This is a genomic window from Mesorhizobium sp. P170090, from assembly GCF_057786115.1.
Map to the genome: position 1 here is coordinate 1392307 of NZ_JBYNWH010000001.1, position 20355 is coordinate 1412661.

Sequence of the window (20355 nt, forward strand, 5' to 3'; positions counted from 1 at the left end):
CGCCCCCGCAAAGCGGGGCGAGGAACTTGAGCTTCGTCTACTCGCTCTCTCCCGCCAGCGCCGGCACCGCCACACCCGCCAGTTCCGCCGCCAGCAGCCGCGCCGCACCCGCCCGTGCGATGCGCAGCATCAGCGCCTTGCGCGTTGCCGCCGCCATCCGGTGCTCGGGCGCATCGCGCAGAATCTCGGCGCCGTAGCCGTCGGACAGGATGAAGCCGCATTCCTCCGGAAAAATATCCGAGGGCACGCCCGGATGCGTGGCGAAGAAGAAGCGGTCGGAGTGCAGCCGGTAATCAGGCCATTTGCGGTCGACGCGAAAATCCTCGATCGAGGATTTGATCTCGATGATCCAGATGTCGCCCTGCCTGGTCAGCGCCACAAGGTCGGCGCGCCGCCCGGTGGCCAGCGACAGTTCGGGCAGCACATGCATGCCCATTTGCATAAGCAGCCGCTGCACGCCACGCCGCACCAGCATGGCGCGTTCCGACTGGCGGCCATCGATCAGGGGATTGAGGAGAATCGGGGAGATGATCGGCATGGCAGCCACCATGCCAGATTTTGTTCACGGTTTGAACCCATGCTTGGGCAAAATCCGATTGACAAATTCGGCCAGATAGGAATATAATCCTGCTACGATTGATGATCCGAGAGGCATGTCACGTCATGGGCCAGGCGCTACGGGAAGTACTGCGGACAATACTGCGTTGGATCGAATCTCTAATCGGTGTCATCTCCGCGTTTGTGAGAAGCGGGATGGCCGAAAAGGTCCTGAAGTCTCGGATGAGCGAGGTCCGGCCGCTTATGTCACTGCCCGAAGCGGCCTTGCCTTCGCCCGGCCTAAGCCCGCCATATCATCAAAAATCGAGGCAGTCAGGGCCTGTTATCGCCGCGGCAAGCGTGGGCCAGTTCTGCAGAGGGCCCATGTCCCGCAACAGCCGTTGCACGCCACGCCGCACCAGCATAGCGCGTTCCGACTGGCGGCTATCAGGGCGGATGCATACGAAACCTTGTAAATGACCAAGCCGTATACGAAACGACGACTCGTAAGCGTTAGGCGGAATTTGGTTCCGAAATGGGTAACTTCCCTACGGCTGGGTAGCTCCTAGAGCCATTTGATGGCTCACAGGATCAGCACGACAATAACTGCCATCACTAATTCCAGACCAGGCCTGACCTGCGCACGAAGTTGCGGTGAAAACCGGCATGCCAGCAGGACGCCAAGCCCGCCACCGAGCGGCGTTAGAACCTTGTCGATAAACTCAACGGCATTCATGTCTTGACCCCCAAACCCAAGCGCGAGACTAGCAGAGCCAAGGTCGTGAGCAAATGGGTTTGTCAACCATACAATCGCCTTTCGCAGGGCGACTATATACTTTACAACGCGCCCTGCGGATTGATCCCCGCTATGCTTGAGATAGCTACCGGGAGGCAAAGCATATGAAGCGTAGAACCGCACTCACCGCGCTGCTCGTATCGTTGGGCACGATAGGCCTAATCTTGCTGGGGATTGGCCTTCTTGCTAGCGCGGGAATCGTAGCTGAGAAGGGTACTTGGCCGCATATTGTCGGTGGCTTCACTGCGGTATTGATGATGCCGATAGCTTTTGTGGCGTTTCTGTCCTGTATGTTTTCAGTTCTGACCACCCTTCTTTTTGCGGCTCTGCCGCGAGAGAAGCTGATCCCCTATCTCAGAGCGTGGCCATTCAAGTTTTTGCTCTGGAAGGAAGTCAGAGAAGAGTTTGAACCTACCTCAAGCTAGGTCTGCTTCTTACTCGTTCGGTCTGAAGGTGGCGGTCGCTTTCGGATTTTGACCCCAGCATCCGCGCGCCTCATCAGACGATTATTCGGTTGACAAACCTGGGTGACGGCTTGGTCCGAGCGTCTTCCGCGATCGCACCATATTCGTCTGGGTGCAGTCTGGTATTGATCCGCAGCGGCCCTATGTCGTGCCGATCGACTTCCGTTCTTAGCTATAAATCGGCCGGACTAAAGTCTTACGTCGTGAGCGCAAAGGTCTGATGTAACCGCTTTGGTTCCGTTCTTGTCCATTGGACGTTCCGTAATTTTAGCCAAATGAGATATAGACCTTTGGAGGTTTTTCTTGCGCGTCCGGCGCCCAGTCTATCCCGGCGCCCGTGCTTCAAACCGTGGCCCGCCTGTCTGCGGCCTGCGCGGCCCCCGCAATATCATCCAAAATCGGGCAATCCGGCCGGTCGTCACCATGGCAGGCCTGGATCAGCGTCTGCAAGGTCGTGCGCATCGATTGCAGCTCGCGCACCTTTTCCTCGATGGCGCTGACATGGGCGGCGGCGATCTCGCGCACATCGTGGCTGGCGCGGCTGCGGTCCCGGTAGAGCGCCATCAGCTGGCGGCAATCGTCGATTGAAAAGCCGAGGTTGCGGGCACGGCGCAGGAAGGCCAGCCGATGGATGTCGTCGCTGGAATAATCGCGATAGCCATTGCCGGCGCGCGCCGGCGCGATCAGGCCGATCTCTTCATAGTAGCGGATGGTCTTGGCCGGCAGGCCGGACCGCGCCGCGGCATCGCCTACATTCATTGTGATTCCTCGATGTGGTTCCCTGATTCTAGGCTATCCGACAGGGCCGCCCATTGTTTTTCCTTCACAATCCCGTGAGTCCTGTTGCCGAAATGCCATAGTTGACGGCTTACCGGCACGTAAGCTCCTGCATATAGGCATCGCGCGCTTGGCAAGCAAAGCAAATGCCAGCATGAATGATTTCAGGAAAAGCGGCCGTAACGTGTCGCGACATCTTGGCGGGGCATCGGACCATTTCATGCGCATGAAGTCATTTGCAATCGTCGCCGCACTTGCGTTGTCGGCCGCGATCTCGGGTTGCAGCACGATCGGCTCGCAACTGTTCACCAACAACTACGGTTCGGTGAACGATGCAGGCTACCAACTGCCGCGCATCCCGATCGAGAGGGTGCCGCTGAAGTACCACCGGCAAGAGGTGAACTACGACACCTCGGAAAAGCCGGGCACCATCGTCGTCGATACTCAGAACAAGTTTCTCTACTTCGTCGAAGGCGACGGCCGGGCGATCCGCTACGGCATCGGCGTCGGCCGCGAAGGCTTCGAATGGCACGGCACCGCCCATATCGCGCTGAAGCGCGAATGGCCGACCTGGACGCCGCCGCGGCAGATGATCCAGCGCCAGCCGGAGCTAGCGAAGTTCGCGAGCGGCATGGAGCCGGGCTTGAAGAACCCGCTCGGCGCGCGCGCCATGTATCTGTTCAACAAGGGCGGCGACATGGGCTACCGCCTGCACGGCAGTCCGGAATGGAATTCGATCGGCAAGGCGATGTCGTCAGGCTGCATCCGGCTGATGAACCAGGACATCATCGACCTCTACGACCGCACGTCGGTCGGTGCCAAGGTCATCGTGATGTAGGACCATGATCCGGAACCGAGGTCCACGAAAGCGAAAAGTGGAACCGGTTTTCGGGAAGATCATGGTCAAAGTAGGCGTTACCCTTCGTACGCGGACCGTCTAGGCAACAACGGACGTCCAAAACAGAAAACCGGGCAATCTGGCCCGGTTTTTTGTTGCTCGCTCGAATGCGTGAAGGGGTCTTAGGAGACCTGCTCGACCTGCTGTACTTCCGGCACGAAGTGGCGGAGCAGGTTCTGGATGCCGTGCTTCAGCGTCGCCGTCGAGGACGGGCAGCCGGCGCAGGCGCCCTTCATGTGCAGGAACACGGTGCCGTTCTCGAAGCCGCGGAAGGTGATGTCGCCGCCATCCTGGGCAACCGCCGGGCGCACCCTGGTGTCGAGCAGTTCCTTGATGGTGATGACCAGTTGCTCATCGGCCTTGTCGTAGAATTCGCCGGTCTGGCTGGTCTCGGCGGCGGGGCCGGCGTTGACCATCACGGGCGCGCCCGACATGAAATGCTCCATGATGGCGCCCAGGATCGCCGGCTTCAGGTGCTGCCAGTCCGGGCCGTCCTTGGTTACGGTGATGAAGTCATAGCCGAAGAAGACGCCGGTCACGCCGGGGATCTCGAACAGCCGGCCGGCCAGCGGCGAGGCGCTGGCTGCACTGTCGGCGTCGCGGAAATCGGCGGTGCCTTCAACAAGGACTTCCTTGCCGGGCAGGAACTTCAGCGTTGCCGGGTTCGGCGTCGATTCGGTCTGGATGAACATGGCCGTCTCCGTGCCCCAGTCGGGCAGCTAGTTTGGAATAGTTCTAAATAGGCTCAATCGGCTGGACATTCAAGCGAAACGCGTCGCTCAAAACGGCTGGCTGGCGGAATGTTTTTGCTGGCTGGGAATGAATCCCGCGCGGGCTATAAATCCAGGATCGTGATGTTATCCGAAACCGCTTCACACTTCCGGCATCACTCTCTATGCGAGGCTGTCGATCTCCTCGTCAGACAGGTTCTGCGGCACCACTGTGACCGGAATAGGGAAGGCGGCGCCCTTGCCGGCAACAGCCCCGACCAGCGGCCCGGGTCCTTCCTTGCCGGCACCTGCCGCCAGCACCAGGATGGCGATGTCCTGGTCTTCCTCGATCAGCTTGTGGATCTCTTCGGTCGGCTTGCCTTCGCGCACCACCATCTCGGGCTCGATGCCGAGCTTCTGGCGCACCTTGTTGGCGTAGCCGTCGAGTGCCGCGCGTGCCGTGGCATTGGCTTCCTCGCGCATGATCTTCTCGACGCCCAGCCAGTGCTGAAAGTCGTCCGGTGTGATGATGTAGAGCAGCACCAGCGTGCCGCTGGTGCTCTGCGCCCGCTTGGAGGCGTAGGCGACGGCGCGCTCGCACTCCGGCGTGTCGTCGATGATCGTCAGGAATTTCCTGCGATGGCCGGCTTCGCGACTGAGGCGTTTGGAGACCATGTCTATCTACTCGATGTTTTCGGCCGCAATCTGCCACCGCCGCAGACCGGCGGCAAGCCGCCGGCCTTGGGCCAGAATGGTGCGGTGCACTGACGGTGATCAGCCCTGCAACAGGCCTATAATGTCGCGTACCGTCTTCATGGTGGTCTCAGCCAGCGCGCCGGCGCGTTCGCCGCCGTCTCTCAGCACCGCGTCGACATAGGCGCGGTCGCCCTCGATACGGCGCATCTCGCCGGCGATCGGCGCCAGTTTTTCCACGGCAAGGTCGGCGAGCGCCGGCTTGAACACGGAAAACTGCTGGCCGCCGAATTCCTTCAGCACGTCCGCCTTCGACATCTCGGCCAGCCCGGCATAGATGCCGACCAGGTTTTCCGCTTCCGGGCGGCTTTCCAGTCCGTCGACTTCGCTTGGCAACGCTTCCGGGTCGGTCTTGGCCTTGCGGATCTTCTTCGAGATGGTGTCGGCATCGTCGGTCAAATTGATGCGGGACAGATCCGACGGGTCCGACTTCGACATCTTCTTGGAGCCGTCGCGCAGGCTCATGATGCGCGCCGCCGGCCCGCCGATCACCGGTTCGGTTATCGGGAAGAAACCGTTCACCGTCTCCTCGCCGACCTGCATCTCGACGCCGACGCCAAGACTGGCGATGCGGCTCGAAAAATCATTATTGAACTTTTGCGCGATGTCGCGGGTCAGCTCCAGATGTTGCTTTTGATCCTCGCCCACCGGCACATGGGTGGCGCGGTAGAGCAGGATGTCGGCCGCCATCAGTGAGGGATAGGCTAGCAGGCCCAGCGAGGCATTTTCGCGGTCCTTGCCGGCCTTGTCCTTGAACTGCGTCATCTTGTTCATCCAGCCGATGCGCGCCACGCAGTTGAAGATCCAGGCAAGCTCGGCATGCTGCATCACCCGCGACTGGTTGAAGACGATGTGCTTCTTCGGGTCGATGCCCGAGGCGAGGAAGGCGGCGGTGATCGAGCGGGTCTGGTCTGCGAGGTCATCATGGACGAGTTGTGCCGTCAGCGAATGCAGGTCGACGACGCAATAGATGCAGTCTGACGTGTCCTGAAGCGCAACGAATTTCTTGATGGCGCCGAGATAGTTGCCGAGATGCAGATTGCCGGTCGGCTGTACCCCGGAAAAGACGAGCTGTTTGAAGGCGGTCATGGGTTCCTCATGGCTTGTGGAGGGCCGTATTAAGCGTGTTTCCGAAAAGTTGCAGACCTTTCGGAGCCAATCACGCGGCTGGAAACCACGCGCGGCGAAAGTCTTGCGACGGCGCGCTTATGGACGAAGGGGCGGAGAGGATCAAGACCGGTGTTGCTGTTAGCTCGCCCGGACTATTCGTCCAGATCGGCGTTTGGCGCTGGCGCCGCTGCCTTGCCCGAGCCGCGTTTCACATTGCGCCGGATCATTCCGAAATCGGCGCCGCCGGTGGCGAAAGCCGTGACGAAGTAGAGCAGCGCCCCGCCGGCCACCAATGAGAGAAGCGTCACGGCCTTGATCACCAGTGGCGAGCCGGGGCCGAGCCTGACGGCCAGCCAGTGCTCGGCGAAATAGAGCGCCACCGCCATCACCGCAGCCGACAGCACCAGGCGCGGAATGCGCTTCAGCAGCGGCGCGTCGCGGCCCCAATGGCCGCGACGGATCAGCACGGCGAGCAGCATCACAGCGTTGACCCAGCCGGCCACGGCCGAGGCCACCGCAATGCCGGGCGCGCCCATGCTCGGGAACAGCGTCAGTGCCGTGATCACGTTCACGCCGACCGAAATGGCGGCGAACATCATCGGCGTGCGCGTATCCTCGCGGGCGAAATAGCCGGGAGTGAAGGCCTTGATCAGCACGAAGGCCGGCAGGCCGAGGCCGAAAATCGCCAGGATCGCGGCCACGGTCGGCGTCGAGCCGTTGGCGGCGAAGGCGCCGCGCTCATAGACCAGCCGCACGATCGGCTCCGCCATTACCCAAAGGGCCGCCGCCGCCGGCAAGGTCATGAACAGCGTGAACTCGACCGAGCGGTTCTGCAGATTGGCCGCCTCGACCAGATTGCCCGATTTCAGCGCCCGCGACAGCTCCGGCAACAGCACGATGGCGACGGCAACGCCGACGACGCCGAGCGGCAGCTGGTAGATGCGGTCGGCGTAAGCAAGCGAGGACACGGCGCTGTCCTGCGCCGACGCGATCGCCGTGCCGATCAGCTGGTTGATCTGGGTGATGCCGCCGGTGATCGCCGCCGGCAGCGCCAGGATCAGCAGGCGCTTGACGTTGGGCGTCATCTTCGGCCGGCGAAAGCCGATGGCGATGCCGGCATTGCGCACCGCCACCCAGACGATGGCAAGCTGCACCAGCCCCGCCGCCAGCACGCCCCAGGACAGGCTGAAACCGACCTCACGGGCATCCATGCCGTGGTACCAGGCGTAGCCGAGCACGCTGATCAGGATGATGTTGAGGAAAGCCGGCGCCACGGCAGCCGCGAAATAGCGGCGCAGCGAATTTAGCATGCCGGCCATCATCGCTGCGAGCGACATGCAGATGAGATACGGGAACATGATCGTCGCCAGCAGGACGGTCGTCTCGAATTTGCCCGGCGTGTCGGCAAAGCCCGGCGCCACGAGATAGCGCACGATCAGCGGCATCGCCAATTCCATGACGATGGTCAGCGCCAGAAGTGCGGTGAACAGGACGCCGAACACTTCCTCCGAAAAGCGCTTGGCGCCGTCGGTGCCGTGGGTCTCGATCTCCTTGGCAAACAGCGGCACGAAGGCGGCGTTGAAAGCGCCTTCGGCAAACAGCCGGCGAAACGTGTTTGGAAACTGGAAGGCGGCGTTGAAGGCGTCCGCCACCGGCCCGGTGCCGAGTGCGGCAGCCATCAGCATCTCGCGGCCAAAGCCAAGGGCGCGGCTCATCAGCGTGCCGGACGCAACCGTGGCGAATTTCTTGACGAGGCTCATGCGCGGGGAGATTGCCTGGATGGTTGGGACAAAGGGGATGATTGGGACAAAGGGGGTGATTGGGACAAAGTGATGGTCACTCGGCCGCCGCCTTGGCCTTGCCGCCGCGCTCTGGGACAACGCCTTCAAGCGCCGCGATCAGCCTGGCGTGGATGGTGGCGGTGCGTGCCGGGTTGTCGATCTTCTGCCCCGTAAGGTCGGTGACATAGAAAGTGTCGATCACCTTCTCGCCGAAGGTGGTGATGTGAGCCGAGGCGATGTCGAGCGAGAGATCGGACAACGCACTGGTGATTTCCGACAACAGCCCAGGCCGGTCCAGTCCCTCGACCTCGATCACCGAAAACCGGTTCGACAGCGTGTTGCGGATTTCGGCGCGCGGCGGAATCTTGAACACCTTGGCGCCGCGCCGCGGCCGGGTGCGCTTCTCGATCATCTCCGGCAGCCAGCTCTTGCCCGACAGCACGTCCTCGATCAGCCGGCCGACGCGCTCGGCGCGACGGCGCTCATCCTCATCGCGGTCGAATTCCCGTGAGATCAGGATGATGTCCAGCGCGCGGCCGTCGGACGTGGTGAAGATCTGCGCGTCGACGATGTTGCCGCCGGCTCCCGCGCAGGCGCCGGCAATGACCGAAAGCAGGCGCGGATGATCCTGCGCCAACACGGTGATCTCGGTCACCGCCTCGAATTGGTGGGTCCTGACCACGGTGGCGAGCTTCTTGCCTGCCGCGTCGGCTTCGCGAATGAATTCGGCATGGCGCAGCTGATCGGGGAGGTCGACCGTCAGCAGATAGTTCTCGTAATGCAGGCCGACATAGCGCTTGCGGGCCTTGTCCGGCCAATCGGCCAGCGCCTCGGCCAGCCGCTCGCGCGCCGCCGCCGTCCGCTTGGCGCGCGACACTTCCGAGAAGCCGCCGGTCAAAAGCAGTTCGGTCTCGTAGTAGAGCGTGCGCAGGAGCTGGCCCTTCCAGCCGTTCCACACGCCCGGCCCGACACCCCTGATGTCGCAGACGGTCAGGATCAACAGCATTTTTAGCCGCTCAACCGATTGCACGATCGAGGCGAAATCCTCGATCGTCTTGCGGTCGTTGAGGTCGCGCGTCTGCGCCGTCATCGACATCACCAGATGGTTCTCGACCAGCCAGGCGACTGTCTCGGTGTCGGCCGCCGACAGCCCCATATGCGGGCAGATGCGGCGCGCGATCCGGGCGCCGGCCTCTGAGTGATCCTCCGGCCGGCCCTTGGCGATGTCGTGCAGCAGCACCGCGACATAGAGCGCCTCGCGGCTCTTCTCTAGCCCCGGCATCAGCGTGTGCGAGAGCGGATGCACCTTTTCGCCGTCGCCGCGCTCGATCTCGGCCAAGACGCCGATGCAGCGGATCAGGTGCTCGTCCACCGTATAGTGGTGGTACATCGAGAACTGCATCATGGCGACTATTCTGCCGAAATCGGGGATCAGCCTGCCGAGCAGGCCGGCCTCGTTCATGCGCCGCAAATTAAGCTCGGCATTGCGGTCCGAGGTCAGGATGTCGAGGAACAGCCGGTTGGCCTCCTCGTCGCGCCGCAGCGACTTGTTGACCAGACCGAGCGAGCGGGTGAGCAGCTTCAGCGCATCGGGATGGAACTCCAGCCCGTGCTTGTCGGCGAACCAGAACAGCCTGAGCAGATTGACCGGGTCGCGCTCGAACACGCTGTCGTCGGCGACGTTGATGCGGTGATTGTCGACAATGAAGTCCGACGTGCCTGCCAGCTTGCGCTTGCGGCGCTGGAAGGTGAGGAAGATGCGGTTGAAGCCGGGCACATGCTTGGCCTGCTCTTCCTCGAGCGCGGCGCAGAAGATGCGGGTGAGGTCGCCGACATCCTTGGCGACGAGGAAGTAATGCTTCATGAAGCGCTCGACCGCCGACAGACCGGGATGGGTGGTGTAGCCCAGCCGTTCGGCGATCTCGCGCTGGATATCGAAATGCAGCCGTTCCTCTGGCTTGCCGGTGAGGAAATGCATGTGGCAGCGCACCGCCCACAGGAAGTCTTCGGCCTTCTGGAATTCGCGGTACTCGGCCTCGGTGAAGACACCTTTCTCGACCAATTCCTCGCCGGTGCGCACGCGATAGAAGTATTTGGCGATCCAGAACAGCGTCTGCAAATCGCGCAGGCCGCCCTTGCCGTCCTTGACGTTGGGCTCGACCAGATAGCGGCTTTCGCCGGCCTTGGCATGGCGATCGTCGCGTTCGGCGAGCTTGGCCTGCACATATTCCGGTCCGGTGGTGCGCACCACTTCATGGTCGAAGCGGGTGAGCAATTCGTCGAAGAGCTTCTGTTCGCCCCACAGGAACCGCGCTTCCAGGATCGTGGTGCGGATGGTGATATCGCTGCGCGACAGTCTGAGACACTCGTCGATGTTGCGGGTGGCGTGGCCAACCTTCAACCCGAGGTCCCACAGCATATAGAGCATATATTCGACGATCTGTTCGCCCCACGGCGTCTGCTTGTAGGGCAGCAGGAACAACAGGTCGATGTCGGAGCCCGGCGCCAGCGTGCCGCGGCCATAGCCGCCGACGGCAACGACCGCCATGCGCTCTGCGGTCGAGGGGCTTTTCACCCGGTAGACGTGGGTCGCGGCGAACTCGTAGAGGGCGCGGATGATCTCGTCCATCAGATGCGACAGCCGGGCGGCGCATGCCGTGCCGCTGCCATCGTCCATCAGCATGCGCTCGGCAACCTTGCGGCCCTCGGTCAGCCGATCCTTCAGCAGCCGGAGCGCACCGACGCGCGCGCCGGGCTCGGCGCCGCTGGCCGCCGAGATCAGCGCCGTCATGTCGCGGCGCAAAGCCTCGCTGTCGATCAGCGCGTCGAGCTTGAGGGAGATTTTTGCCATGGATTGCCGGTGGGCCTCGCCTTTGCGCGGCGTCTATAGCGCGTTTTCACGGCGCTGTGTATGGGGCGGACGGACGCGTCGGCCGCGATACCAGAAAGGGATGATCATCTCGCGCCGGAGCCGGAAGAGATCGGCGATCTGCCGCGTCAACCGCCTGGTCTCGATCCTTACCTTGGCGGTGATTGGCCTGGGGCGCCGTTTACCTATCCCGCTTGCCACCCATTCCTCTGTTCGCTCCTGCTTGAGCAGGCTTGGCAATCTCACCGGACTGTCGCCGAGGAATTGTGCCTGCAGGCACAATGCTGGGACGAGTTGGTAAATGACCTTGTCGGACGAGGTCGCAAAACGCGGATTGAAGATGAGGTGATCGACGGGAATGCTGATCTCATTCGTTGCCGCAAGAAGGTCCCGCGCGGCCTGTCTGGACAGGATGTATCCCGCCGTACCGATATGGAGCCCGTGCAGTCTGCTCGCAGAAAAACCGTGGCCGCAGGCAACTTGCTTGCGTGAAATTACGGTCCGGTTGAAGAACGTTTCCAACTTGACGATGTCCGCATCGGCGGGAATCCAGCCCGCATCGGCAAGCAAAGCGCCGGCTTTGTCCGGGAAAACGACATCGTCCTCGAAAATCGCCGCGTAAGCATCCTCACCTGCAGCGATCATCGACCAACACTGTTGGTGGCTGAGCAGGCATGCAATCTCGGCGTCGGCCAGACGCAAATGCTTCTTGCCCTGCGGCATTTCGGCCAGATCCGGCCGATCTCGCGCATCGATGGCGGCGACCCGCTCAAACGCGATGCCGATGCGGGCGAACTCCGCCGTTACATGGGCGAGGCGATCGCGGGACCGATCGAGATTGATAATCAGGCATTTCATTTGGGTGGGATCGATGCAGTGGGACGCGCGTCCATAGCATGGGAACAAAGTTGCGTAAGCGATTTTCCCTCGATGTGTGCGATGAGGGCCATGATCGAAAAGTGGAAATCGCCCCTTGACCTTCCAGTTACTGGAAGCACTACCCCCTCACCCAGACAGATATAAGGCATTTTTCGATGGCGCATTCCGAGCATCACCACCACGCGGCCGATGGCAGCTGCTGTGCGGCAAAGGCTGCTGAGCCGGCCGCCGAAGCCGTGGTGCGCGATCCGGTCTGCGGCATGAGCGTCGATCCGGCCGCGGGCAAGCCGACGGCCGAGCATGGCGGCCGTCTCTTTCACTTCTGCAGCGAGGGTTGCCGTACGAAATTCGTCGCCGGGCCCGAAAAATACCTGACCGCCACCGACCCCGTCTGTGGCATGAGTGTCGACCGCGCTACCGCCAGGCATTTCTTCCGCCACGAAGGCCAGGGTTTCTATTTCTGCTCGGCCGGCTGCCAGGCGAAGTTCGAGGCCGAGCCACAAAAATATCTCGGCGATAGGCCGGCGCCGTCGCCAGTGCCGAAAGGCACGCAATACACCTGCCCGATGCACCCCGAAGTGATAAGAGACAAGCCCGGCTCCTGCCCGATCTGTGGCATGGCGCTTGAGCCGATGGGCGTTCCCACTGGCGATGAGGGCCCGAACCCCGAACTGGTGGACTTCACCAGACGGTTCTGGGTCAGCGCGGTGCTGTCCGTGCCGCTGCTGATCGTTGCCATGGCGCCGATGCTCGGCCTGACGTTCCAGGCGTTTGTCGACGGGCGAACGATGGTCTGGCTGGAATTGGCGCTGGCCAGCCCGGTGGTGCTGTGGGCAGCCTTCCCGTTCTTCCATCGGGGCTGGGAATCGGTGGTCAACCGCAGCCCCAACATGTGGACGCTGATTTCGCTGGGTGTGGGTGCGGCCTACCTCTACAGCGTCGTCGCCGCACTGTTTCCGGACATCTTTCCGCATCAGTTCCGTGGCCATGGCGGCACCGTCCCGGTCTATTTCGAGGCAGCTTCCGTCATCGTCGCGCTGGTATTCCTCGGTCAGGTGCTCGAATTGCGGGCGCGCGAAAAGACCGGCTCGGCCATCCGTGCGCTGCTCGGCCTGGCGCCGAAGACGGCACGGCTGATCGGGGAGGACGGCTCCGACACCGACGTGCCGCTCGATGCGGTCAAGACCGGCGACCACCTGCGCCTCCGTCCGGGCGACGCCGTGCCGGTCGACGGCATCGTAACGGAAGGCCGTTCCTCCATCGACGAATCAATGATCTCGGGCGAGCCGCTGCCGGTCGAAAAAACGAAAGGCGATGCCTTGACCGGCGGCACGCTCAACAAGAACGGTTCGCTGATCATGCGCGCCGAAAAGGTCGGCTCCGAAACGACGCTTTCGCGCATCGTCGAGCTGGTCGCAAAGGCGCAGCGTTCGCGCGCGCCGATTCAAGGTCTGGCCGATCGCGTCTCCTTCTACTTCGTGCCGGCCGTCGTGCTGGTCGCGCTCGCGGCCTTTGCCGCCTGGGCGATCTTCGGTCCCGAACCCAGCTTGATCTTTGCCATCGTCTCGGCGGTCTCGGTGCTGATCATCGCCTGCCCCTGCGCGCTCGGACTGGCGACGCCGATGTCGATCATGACCGCCACCGGGCGCGGGGCGCACGCGGGCGTGCTGATCAAGGACGCGGCCGCGCTCGAGCGCTTCGCTTCGGTCGACACGTTGATCGTCGACAAGACCGGCACCTTGACCGAAGGCAAGCCTCGCTTGACCGATGTCGTCGCTGCCGACGGCCTGTCCGAGAATGAGTTGCTGGCGCTCGCCGCCGGCCTGGAAAAAGGCTCGGAGCATCCGCTGGCCGAGGCCATTGTCGGCGGCGCCGGCGAACGCGGCCTGACGCTCGTTGAGGCCGGCGGCTTCGACGCCGTCACCGGTAAGGGCGTATCCGGCACGGTGTCTGGCAGGAAGGTTTCGCTCGGCAACGCCGCCATGATGGCCGATGTCGGCATCGACACCGCTTCCCTGTCGGCCAGGGCCGAGGCGCTGCAGGCAGAAGGCAAGACGGCGATGTTCGTTGCGGTGGACAAAAAACTGGCCGGCATTGTCGCGGTCGCCGATCCGGTCAAGGCAACGACAGCCGAGGCGATCAGGGCGCTGCACGACAGAGGCTTGCGGATCATCATGGCGACCGGCGACAATGAACGCACGGCGCGCGCCATCGCCAAAAGCCTTGGCATTGACGAGGTGCGCGCCGGCCTTCTGCCGGAACAAAAGGCCGCCCTAGTCGAGGAGTTGCGTGCGAAAGGTGCCGGCGTCGCCATGGCCGGGGACGGCGTCAACGATGCGCCGGCCTTGGCCAGCGCCGATGTCGGCATCGCCATGGGCACCGGCGCCGATGTCGCTGTCGAGAGCGCCGGCATTACGCTGGTCAAGGGCGATCTCAACGGCATCGTCAGGGCGCGAACGCTCGCCCAGGGGACTATCCGCAACATCCGCCAGAATCTGTTTTTCGCCTTCCTCTACAATGTGCTTGGCGTGCCGGTTGCTGCCGGCGTGCTCTATCCGCTCACCGGCACGCTTTTGTCGCCGATGCTGGCGGCGGCGGCCATGAGCCTGTCTTCGGTTTCGGTCATCGCCAACGCATTGCGGCTGCGGACGTTGAAACTCTGAGCAAAGCCCCCAGATTCGAATTTCAATCAACAGGAGATCATGGATGACCTTGGCTAAGAAAATCGTGCTTTTGATGATGGCGGCGGGAATGCTGCTTGCCGTTTTCCTCGAAAGCGTCCCGGCGCAATCCGAAGAGATGAAACACGACATGGGCGCGATGGGCGCGCAAGGTCCTTCGACCGACGGCTACAAGGCGGCGATGGACAAGATGCACACCGACATGATGATCGAATATTCCGGCAATGCCGATGTCGATTTCGTGCGCGGCATGATCCCGCATCATCGGGGCGCGATCGACATGGCCAAGGTGGAACTCGCCAATGGCAAGGATCCCGAAATCCGCAAGCTGGCCGAAGATGTCATCGCCGCGCAGGAAGCCGAGATCGCCAAGATGCAGGCCTGGCTCGCCGCCCATCCGGCGAAGTAAGGCAGCAACGGCCATGCCGGAGAGATCCATTCTGGATTTCTCTCCGTGGTTGTGATGCCATTCACATCGATTACACGGCGCCAGGAGCCCACATGCCATCGACGATAAGAGCCACCACGCTGCCTTCGGGCGAGGCCGTCCAGGTGCTGGGACAGGGCACATGGAAGATGGGCGAGGATTCCCGCCGCCGCGCCGGGGAGGTCAATGCCCTGAAGCTCGGGCTGGACCTCGGCATGACGTTGATCGACACCGCTGAAATGTATGCCAGCGGCGGCGCCGAGGAGGTGGTGGCGGAAGCCATTGCCGGGCGCCGCGACGAACTCTTTCTTGTCTCCAAGGTATTGCCGTCCAATGCCTCGCGCGCCGGCGTGGCGCGGGCCTGCGAAAACAGCTTGAAGCGCCTGCGCACCGACCGCATCGATCTCTATCTCCTGCACTGGCCGGGCAGTGTGCCTCTATCTGAAACCGTCGAGGCGTTCGAGGCGCTGAAGGAGGCCGGCAAGATACGCCACTGGGGTGTCAGCAATTTCGACACCGACGAGATGGAGGAGTTGACCGGCCTGTCGTCTGGCGATCATGTCCAGACCAACCAGGTGCTCTACAATCTGTCGCGGCGCGGCCCCGAATTCGATCTCGCACCGTGGAGCCGGCAGCGCGGCATCCCGCTGATGGCCTATTCGCCGGTCGAGCAGGGCGCGCTGGCGCGCAATTCCAGGCTGGAAACCATCGCCGCCCGCCACAACGCCACGGCAGCACAGATCGCGCTTGCCTGGGTGATGGCGCAGCCCGGTGTCATCGCCATTCCGAAGGCGAGCAGCCACGACCATGTCCGCCAGAATGTCGCCGCGCTCGATATCAGGCTGACGGCCGAAGACCTCGCCGAACTCGACCGCGCCTTTCCACCGCCGACGCGCAAGCGCGGGCTGGAGATGATCTGAATTGATTGCGGTTGGTCAGACTGGCCGTCTACTTGCTGCCCAGTCGTAGGTTTTCGATCTCGCGCGCTGCGTTTCGCACATCGCGGACACCGACAAAGCTCACTGTGGTTGTGGTTGGTTCGTCGCCCGTATCAACCGTTTCCCGGCGAAAGGTAATCGATCCTCTACCGTTCGAGCGTTCGTTTCGCTCAATGGTGTTTATGGCATTAGGGGCCATGGCAAGGACATGCCGCCACCACAAATCGCTGATGATAAGGATTCGACGGTCGGTCACGGCGTAGACCGTTCGCCATACAGCCAAAGTATTCCAGACGGCATTGCCGAGCAGGCATAGTCCAAAGCCAATAGCGACAAACCACGTGATCAGCGAGAGTGAATTCCACCCAATGTGCTTAAGGAATGGTTCGCTTAGAGCGCTGAGGAGGAGTGGAGTACAGAAACAGGTCAAGGCGATGGCAAAAATAATCGGAAATAACTGGGTCCGAAGCATACCCATAAAGGATGGAGATCCAGTCCAGCGCACGGTTTCTCCAGGTTGCAATTCAGTCTTGACGACCTCGTGCGGAGTCCAAATCATGTGGGGCAGTATCCTCACGGCAATGCTTCATGAGATCGCGCCATTTGCCTTCCCAATTTCGTTATGGATGGGCCTAGGAGGTGGCAATGAACAACTCGCATTCTGAATGCCAGACGCCCATGCAATTGGCTAGGTGGTTTCCAGCGCCGCCCGCGCCCGTCGCAACGCGCGCGAAAACACTGCGGTGTCGTCGAAGGCGCGCGCCAGCGTGAGCGCGCCCTGGATGGCGCCGACCGTTTCTTCGGCGAGTTCGTCCGCCCTGGCAGCGCTGTGCCCGCTTCGGGTCAGCGCTTCGGCAAGATGCGCCACCCAGCGGCCGAAATAGCTTTTGATCGCAATGGCGAAGAGGTCGCGGGATTCGTCCAGCGCGAAGGCGCCGATCAGGCACACCCGGCGTCCCGAGCGGAAATAGCTGTCGGTCGCTTCGAACATCCGATCGATACCCGTGCGAGGGTAGGCCCTGTCCTGCAACGGCACGAAGACATTCTCCTCGAACCAGCCATCTATATGGGCAATGACAGCCGCCGCCATCTCTTCCTTGCCGCCGGGGAAGAAGTGGTAAAGGCTGCCTTTGCCTAGGCCGGTCGCCGCACCGATCCGCGCCAGGCTCGCCCCTTCATAGCCGTGTTCGCGGAAAACCTCGCCGATGATGGAGAGCAAATCGGCGCGATCGGGCGCGATCCTGCGCATGCGCTAGTTTTTCCGCTTGAGCATGATCTTTGCCGAAAACCGCGACACAGCTCTAGGGATCATATTCTAAAATCCGAGTTCGGACAGGCCGGGATGGTCGTCCGGTCGGCGGCCGAGCGGCCAGTGATATTTGCGCTCACCCTCGGCGATCGGCAGGTCGTTGATGCTGGCGACGCGCCTACGCATCAGCCCGGCCGCGTCGAATTCCCAATTCTCATTGCCGTAGGAGCGGAACCAGTGGCCACTGTCGTCGCGCCATTCATAGGCAAAGCGCACCGCGATGCGGTTGTCGTTCCAGGTCCAGACCTCCTTGATCAGGCGGTAGTCGAGCTCGCGAGCCCATTTGCGCGTGAGGAAGGAGACGATCTCATTTCTGCCCGAGACGAACTCGGCGCGGTTGCGCCAGGTGCTGTCCTGCGTATAGGCGAGCGAAACCCGTTCGGGATCGCGGCTGTTCCAGGCGTCTTCGGCAAGCCGAGCCTTCTGCGCGGCGGTCTCGGCGGTGAAGGGCGGCAGCGGCGGACGGCTCATGTCATTCTCCCATCGGCAAAGGCGATGGCAAGCATTGTACCAATCGGTACAATTGGTCAAGGCCGAAATCGGGCTAGGTTTTCCCCGCCAGCCCCTTCAGCCGGTAGAGCGCTTCCAGCGCCTCGCGCGGCGTCATCTCGTCTGGATTGATCTCACCCAGCGCTGCGCCCAATGCGTCGCTCTCCGCAGGCTTTGCCGCTTCCCGCTTCATTGCCACCGAAAACAGCGGCAGATCGTCGACCAGTCGGTTGGCCTTGCCGGAGACATCGCCTTCCTCGAGCTGATGCAGCACCTCTTTGGCGCGGCCGACCACCGCTTCCGGCAGACCGGCAAGGCGAGCGACCTGAACGCCATAGGAGCGATCGGCGGCACCCTTGCCGACCTCGTGCAGGAAGACGACGTCGCCTTCCCACTCCTTGACCCGCATCGTGACATTGTGCAGTCGCGGCAGCTTGCCGGAGAGTGCCGTCATTTCGTGGAAATGAGTGGCGAAGATCGCCCGGCAGCGGTTCTTCTCGTGCAGATACTCGACCGCCGCCCAGGCGATCGACAGGCCATCGAAGGTGGCGGTGCCGCGGCCGATTTCGTCGAGGATCACCAGCGCCCGCTCACCGGCCTGGTTGAGGATCGCGGCCGTCTCTACCATCTCGACCATAAAGGTGGAGCGGCCACGCGCCAGATCGTCCGAGGCGCCGACGCGCGAGAACAGCCTGTCGACGACGCCGATATGGGCCGATGTCGCCGGCACGAAGGAGCCGGTCTGGGCAAGGATGGCGATCAGTGCGTTTTGCCGCAGGAAGGTCGACTTACCGCCCATATTCGGACCGGTGAGCAGCCAGATGGCGCCGGCCTTGGCACCGTCTTGCGGCGACAGATCGCAATCATTGGCGACGAACGGCCCTTCGCCCGAACGGCGAAGCGCCTGTTCGACCACCGGATGGCGTCCGCCCGAGATGTCGAAGGCGAGGCTGGAATCGACCAGCGGCCGGCACCAGGCTTCGCTCTCCGACAACAGCGCGAGCGCCGCCGACACGTCGAGTACGGCGAGCGCATCGGCGCCGGCGCGGATCTTCTGCGCCTCGCCGACCGCCTCAGCCGTCAGCGTATCGAAAGCGGCAAGCTCGATGCTCAGCGCCCGGTCAGCGGCATTGGCGATTTTGGTCTCGAGTTCGGCAAGTTCCGTCGTGGTGAAACGCATGGCATTGGCCATGGTCTGGCGGTGGATGAAGCGTGCCTTGGCGCCATCGCTGCCGGTCATGATCGAATGATGGTTGGCGGTCACCTCGATGTAATAGCCCAGCACATTGTTGTGGCGGATCTTCAGCGAGCGGATGCCAGTCTCCTCGATCAGCGAGCGCTCCAGCCCGGCGATCACCTTGCGAGACTCATCGCGCAGCGCCCGCATCTCGTCGAGCTCGGCATGGTAGCCGCCGCGCACGAAGCCGCCGTCGCGCCTCAGCAGCGGCAGTTCCTCGCCAAGAGCCTGGGTCAGATGCCCGGCCAGCGCGCGCGGCAGCGCCTTTATCGCGGCAAGTGCCGCTGTCAGCTCCGCGGGCAGGACGGCCGTTCCGAACAGTTCGGCAATGGTGGCCGCCGCTTCGAAGCCGGCACGCAGCGCGCCGAGATCGCGCGGGCCGCCGCGGTTGAGCGCCAGCCGCGACAGCGCCCGCGGCATGTCGGCGACGCTCTTCAGGCCTGACCGCACCGCCTGGCAAAGCTGCGTCTCCGCACGGAAGAACGACACAGAATCGAGCCTGGCGCCGATCGCCGCCGGGTCAGTCAGCGGCGCCATCAGCCGGTCGGCGAGCAGCCTGGCGCCGCCGCCGGTGACCGTGCGGTCTATAGCCTTGAACAGCGAGCCGTCGCGGCTGCCCGACAGCGTGCGCAACAGTTCCAGATTGCCGCGTGTCGCCGGATCGATGAACAGCGTCGAGCCCTGCTCCTCGCGTTCGGGACGCGACAAAGGCGGCCGCTCGGCCTTCTGCGTCTTTTCGACATAGGCGATGGCGCCCGAGATCGCCGACAATTCGGCGCGCGAGAAGGCGCCGAAACTGTCCGGCGTCGCCACTTCGAAGAAACGCGCGATCCGCCCCGCTGCCGAAGCCGAATCGAAAAGCGACGGCGGCTGCGGGCTGGCAACGCGGCCAATGACGTCGAACACCGGCTTCAACTCGGGATCGTAAAACACCGGCTCGGCGACGATCAGCTCGCGCGGGTCGACGCGGAAGACATCGGCCAGCAGGCGGTCGGTCGTGGTTTCGGCGACGCGGAAGACGCCGGTCGAGATCTCGATCCAGGCCAGGGCGAAGGCGTCACCGCTGTTGCCGCCCTTCACCCGCCCTAGCGCCATCAGAAAGCTCGATTCCGACGGCGCCAGCAATTTATCCTCGGTGATGGTGCCTGGCGTCACCAGGCGCACCACGTCACGGCGTACGACCGATTTGCCGCCGCGCTTCCTGGCTTCCGCCGGGTCCTCGATCTGCTCGCAGACGGCAACGCGAAAACCTTGGCCGATCAGCTTTTGCAGATAGTCGTCGGCCGCATGCACCGGCACGCCGCACATCGGAATGTCGTTACCCTGGTGCTTGCCGCGCTTGGTCAGGACGATGCCCAGCGCCTTGCTCGCCTTTTCGGCGTCGTCGAAGAACAGCTCGTAAAAATCGCCCATGCGGTAGAACAGCAGAGAATCCGGGTTCGCCGCCTTGATCTCGATATATTGCTCCATCATCGGCGTGACGCTGCCGACGGGCGCAGGCGGTGTCACCTCGGGGGCGTCGGTTTCTGCTGAAGTGTGCATGTTCATGCCCGCACGCTAGCAGATGTGGGTGCGGGGTTTAATGCCGGCGGCCCGAAAAGCAGGGGACGACCGGCCTCGACGGCGGCTTGTGCTCCCTCTACGCCGGGTGAAGCCGTTGGTTGCTTCGGGCGCCAACCAGACCCTATGATCGCCATGGC

The 20355-nt window shown here is 62.8% G+C and carries 18 protein-coding genes; 5 read left to right on the forward strand and 13 right to left on the reverse strand.

The annotated features are described in order from the left end of the window. Positions 1 to 37: 37 nt before the first annotated feature. A complete protein-coding gene (locus AC3EML_RS06860) occupies positions 38 to 538 on the reverse strand; it encodes an MmcB family DNA repair protein (protein WP_023806146.1) in 501 nt (166 codons plus the stop codon). Between the two features lie 582 nt (positions 539 to 1120). Next, the gene (locus AC3EML_RS06865) at positions 1121 to 1273 is read right to left on the reverse strand and encodes a hypothetical protein (protein WP_023672851.1); all 153 of its coding nucleotides are present in this window, start codon (positions 1271 to 1273) and stop codon (positions 1121 to 1123) included. 164 nt (positions 1274 to 1437) lie between these two features. Here AC3EML_RS06865 and AC3EML_RS06870 point away from each other — a divergent pair, with 164 nt between their 5' ends. Then, a complete protein-coding gene (locus AC3EML_RS06870; protein ID WP_023807719.1) occupies positions 1438 to 1758 on the forward strand; it encodes a hypothetical protein in 321 nt (106 codons plus the stop codon). 381 nt (positions 1759 to 2139) lie between these two features. Here AC3EML_RS06870 and cueR read toward each other — a convergent pair whose 3' ends face one another. Further along, entirely contained in the window at positions 2140 to 2556 is a 417-nt protein-coding gene (gene cueR / locus AC3EML_RS06875) for a Cu(I)-responsive transcriptional regulator (protein ID WP_023672853.1), read from the reverse strand. Between the two features lie 238 nt (positions 2557 to 2794). Between cueR and AC3EML_RS06880 the strand changes: the two genes are divergently transcribed. Continuing rightward, the gene (locus tag AC3EML_RS06880; protein ID WP_023692663.1) at positions 2795 to 3412 is read left to right on the forward strand and encodes a L,D-transpeptidase; all 618 of its coding nucleotides are present in this window, start codon (positions 2795 to 2797) and stop codon (positions 3410 to 3412) included. Positions 3413 to 3594: 182 nt separating this feature from the next. Here the strand turns inward: AC3EML_RS06880 and AC3EML_RS06885 are convergent, their stop codons facing one another. The 6 genes from AC3EML_RS06885 to AC3EML_RS06910 all read right to left on the reverse strand — a co-directional run bounded on the left by AC3EML_RS06885 (position 3595) and on the right by AC3EML_RS06910 (position 11553). Continuing rightward, complete coding sequence (locus tag AC3EML_RS06885; RefSeq protein WP_023685140.1) at positions 3595 to 4164, reverse strand: NifU family protein; 570 nt, start codon at positions 4162 to 4164, stop codon at positions 3595 to 3597. A gap of 201 nt (positions 4165 to 4365) precedes the next feature. Further along, positions 4366 to 4857, reverse strand: a complete 492-nt coding sequence (locus AC3EML_RS06890; RefSeq protein ID WP_023672856.1) for a universal stress protein — start codon at positions 4855 to 4857, stop codon at positions 4366 to 4368. 99 nt (positions 4858 to 4956) lie between these two features. Continuing rightward, complete coding sequence (trpS, locus tag AC3EML_RS06895) at positions 4957 to 6024, reverse strand: tryptophan--tRNA ligase (RefSeq protein WP_023672858.1); 1068 nt, start codon at positions 6022 to 6024, stop codon at positions 4957 to 4959. A gap of 173 nt (positions 6025 to 6197) precedes the next feature. Then, complete coding sequence (gene murJ, locus AC3EML_RS06900; protein ID WP_023736190.1) at positions 6198 to 7805, reverse strand: murein biosynthesis integral membrane protein MurJ; 1608 nt, start codon at positions 7803 to 7805, stop codon at positions 6198 to 6200. Positions 7806 to 7881: 76 nt separating this feature from the next. Further along, positions 7882 to 10677 carry a [protein-PII] uridylyltransferase gene (locus AC3EML_RS06905; RefSeq protein ID WP_023826510.1) on the reverse strand — a complete coding sequence of 932 codons (2796 nt, stop codon included), beginning with the start codon at positions 10675 to 10677 and terminating at the stop codon, positions 7882 to 7884. Between the two features lie 33 nt (positions 10678 to 10710). Beyond that, positions 10711 to 11553, reverse strand: a complete 843-nt coding sequence (locus AC3EML_RS06910) for a glycosyltransferase family 25 protein (protein WP_023685136.1) — start codon at positions 11551 to 11553, stop codon at positions 10711 to 10713. A 176-nt stretch (positions 11554 to 11729) separates the two neighbouring features. On the opposite strand from AC3EML_RS06910, the gene AC3EML_RS06915 reads away from it, so the two are divergent. The 3 genes from AC3EML_RS06915 to AC3EML_RS06925 all read left to right on the forward strand — a co-directional run bounded on the left by AC3EML_RS06915 (position 11730) and on the right by AC3EML_RS06925 (position 15602). Further along, positions 11730 to 14237, forward strand: a complete 2508-nt coding sequence (locus tag AC3EML_RS06915) for a heavy metal translocating P-type ATPase (protein ID WP_352521707.1) — start codon at positions 11730 to 11732, stop codon at positions 14235 to 14237. Between the two features lie 43 nt (positions 14238 to 14280). Further along, positions 14281 to 14664, forward strand: a complete 384-nt coding sequence (gene copM / locus AC3EML_RS06920) for a CopM family metallochaperone (protein WP_023685134.1) — start codon at positions 14281 to 14283, stop codon at positions 14662 to 14664. 92 nt (positions 14665 to 14756) lie between these two features. Then, positions 14757 to 15602, forward strand: a complete 846-nt coding sequence (locus tag AC3EML_RS06925; RefSeq protein ID WP_023819528.1) for an aldo/keto reductase — start codon at positions 14757 to 14759, stop codon at positions 15600 to 15602. Between the two features lie 28 nt (positions 15603 to 15630). Here AC3EML_RS06925 and AC3EML_RS06930 read toward each other — a convergent pair whose 3' ends face one another. From AC3EML_RS06930 to mutS, 4 genes are all read right to left on the reverse strand, one after another. Continuing rightward, positions 15631 to 16179: a hypothetical protein gene (locus AC3EML_RS06930; protein WP_023690027.1), complete on the reverse strand. Its 549-nt coding sequence runs from the start codon at positions 16177 to 16179 to the stop codon at positions 15631 to 15633. 129 nt (positions 16180 to 16308) lie between these two features. After that, positions 16309 to 16869: a TetR/AcrR family transcriptional regulator gene (locus AC3EML_RS06935; RefSeq protein ID WP_352521706.1), complete on the reverse strand. Its 561-nt coding sequence runs from the start codon at positions 16867 to 16869 to the stop codon at positions 16309 to 16311. Between the two features lie 66 nt (positions 16870 to 16935). After that, positions 16936 to 17400, reverse strand: a complete 465-nt coding sequence (locus AC3EML_RS06940) for a nuclear transport factor 2 family protein (protein ID WP_023685130.1) — start codon at positions 17398 to 17400, stop codon at positions 16936 to 16938. 73 nt (positions 17401 to 17473) lie between these two features. Beyond that, positions 17474 to 20203 (reverse strand): DNA mismatch repair protein MutS, encoded by a 2730-nt coding sequence (gene mutS / locus AC3EML_RS06945; protein ID WP_023752996.1) that lies wholly within the window; start codon positions 20201 to 20203, stop codon positions 17474 to 17476. Positions 20204 to 20355 lie beyond the last annotated feature (152 nt).

Bases quoted from the DNA above. Each gene is read 5' to 3' on its own strand.
- AC3EML_RS06860 (WP_023806146.1), bottom strand. From the start codon at position 538: ATGCCGATCATCTCCCCGATTCTCCTCAATCCCCTGATCGATGGCCGC.
- AC3EML_RS06865 (WP_023672851.1), bottom strand. From the start codon at position 1,273: ATGAATGCCGTTGAGTTTATCGACAAGGTTCTAACGCCGCTCGGTGGC.
- AC3EML_RS06870 (WP_023807719.1), top strand. From the start codon at position 1,438: ATGAAGCGTAGAACCGCACTCACCGCGCTGCTCGTATCGTTGGGCACG.
- cueR (WP_023672853.1), bottom strand. From the start codon at position 2,556: ATGAATGTAGGCGATGCCGCGGCGCGGTCCGGCCTGCCGGCCAAGACC.
- AC3EML_RS06880 (WP_023692663.1), top strand. From the start codon at position 2,795: ATGCGCATGAAGTCATTTGCAATCGTCGCCGCACTTGCGTTGTCGGCC.
- AC3EML_RS06885 (WP_023685140.1), bottom strand. From the start codon at position 4,164: ATGTTCATCCAGACCGAATCGACGCCGAACCCGGCAACGCTGAAGTTC.
- AC3EML_RS06890 (WP_023672856.1), bottom strand. From the start codon at position 4,857: ATGGTCTCCAAACGCCTCAGTCGCGAAGCCGGCCATCGCAGGAAATTC.
- trpS (WP_023672858.1), bottom strand. From the start codon at position 6,024: ATGACCGCCTTCAAACAGCTCGTCTTTTCCGGGGTACAGCCGACCGGC.
- murJ (WP_023736190.1), bottom strand. From the start codon at position 7,805: ATGAGCCTCGTCAAGAAATTCGCCACGGTTGCGTCCGGCACGCTGATG.
- AC3EML_RS06905 (WP_023826510.1), bottom strand. From the start codon at position 10,677: ATGGCAAAAATCTCCCTCAAGCTCGACGCGCTGATCGACAGCGAGGCT.
- AC3EML_RS06910 (WP_023685136.1), bottom strand. From the start codon at position 11,553: ATGAAATGCCTGATTATCAATCTCGATCGGTCCCGCGATCGCCTCGCC.
- AC3EML_RS06915 (WP_352521707.1), top strand. From the start codon at position 11,730: ATGGCGCATTCCGAGCATCACCACCACGCGGCCGATGGCAGCTGCTGT.
- copM (WP_023685134.1), top strand. From the start codon at position 14,281: ATGACCTTGGCTAAGAAAATCGTGCTTTTGATGATGGCGGCGGGAATG.
- AC3EML_RS06925 (WP_023819528.1), top strand. From the start codon at position 14,757: ATGCCATCGACGATAAGAGCCACCACGCTGCCTTCGGGCGAGGCCGTC.
- AC3EML_RS06930 (WP_023690027.1), bottom strand. From the start codon at position 16,179: ATGATTTGGACTCCGCACGAGGTCGTCAAGACTGAATTGCAACCTGGA.
- AC3EML_RS06935 (WP_352521706.1), bottom strand. From the start codon at position 16,869: ATGCGCAGGATCGCGCCCGATCGCGCCGATTTGCTCTCCATCATCGGC.
- AC3EML_RS06940 (WP_023685130.1), bottom strand. From the start codon at position 17,400: ATGAGCCGTCCGCCGCTGCCGCCCTTCACCGCCGAGACCGCCGCGCAG.
- mutS (WP_023752996.1), bottom strand. From the start codon at position 20,203: ATGAACATGCACACTTCAGCAGAAACCGACGCCCCCGAGGTGACACCG.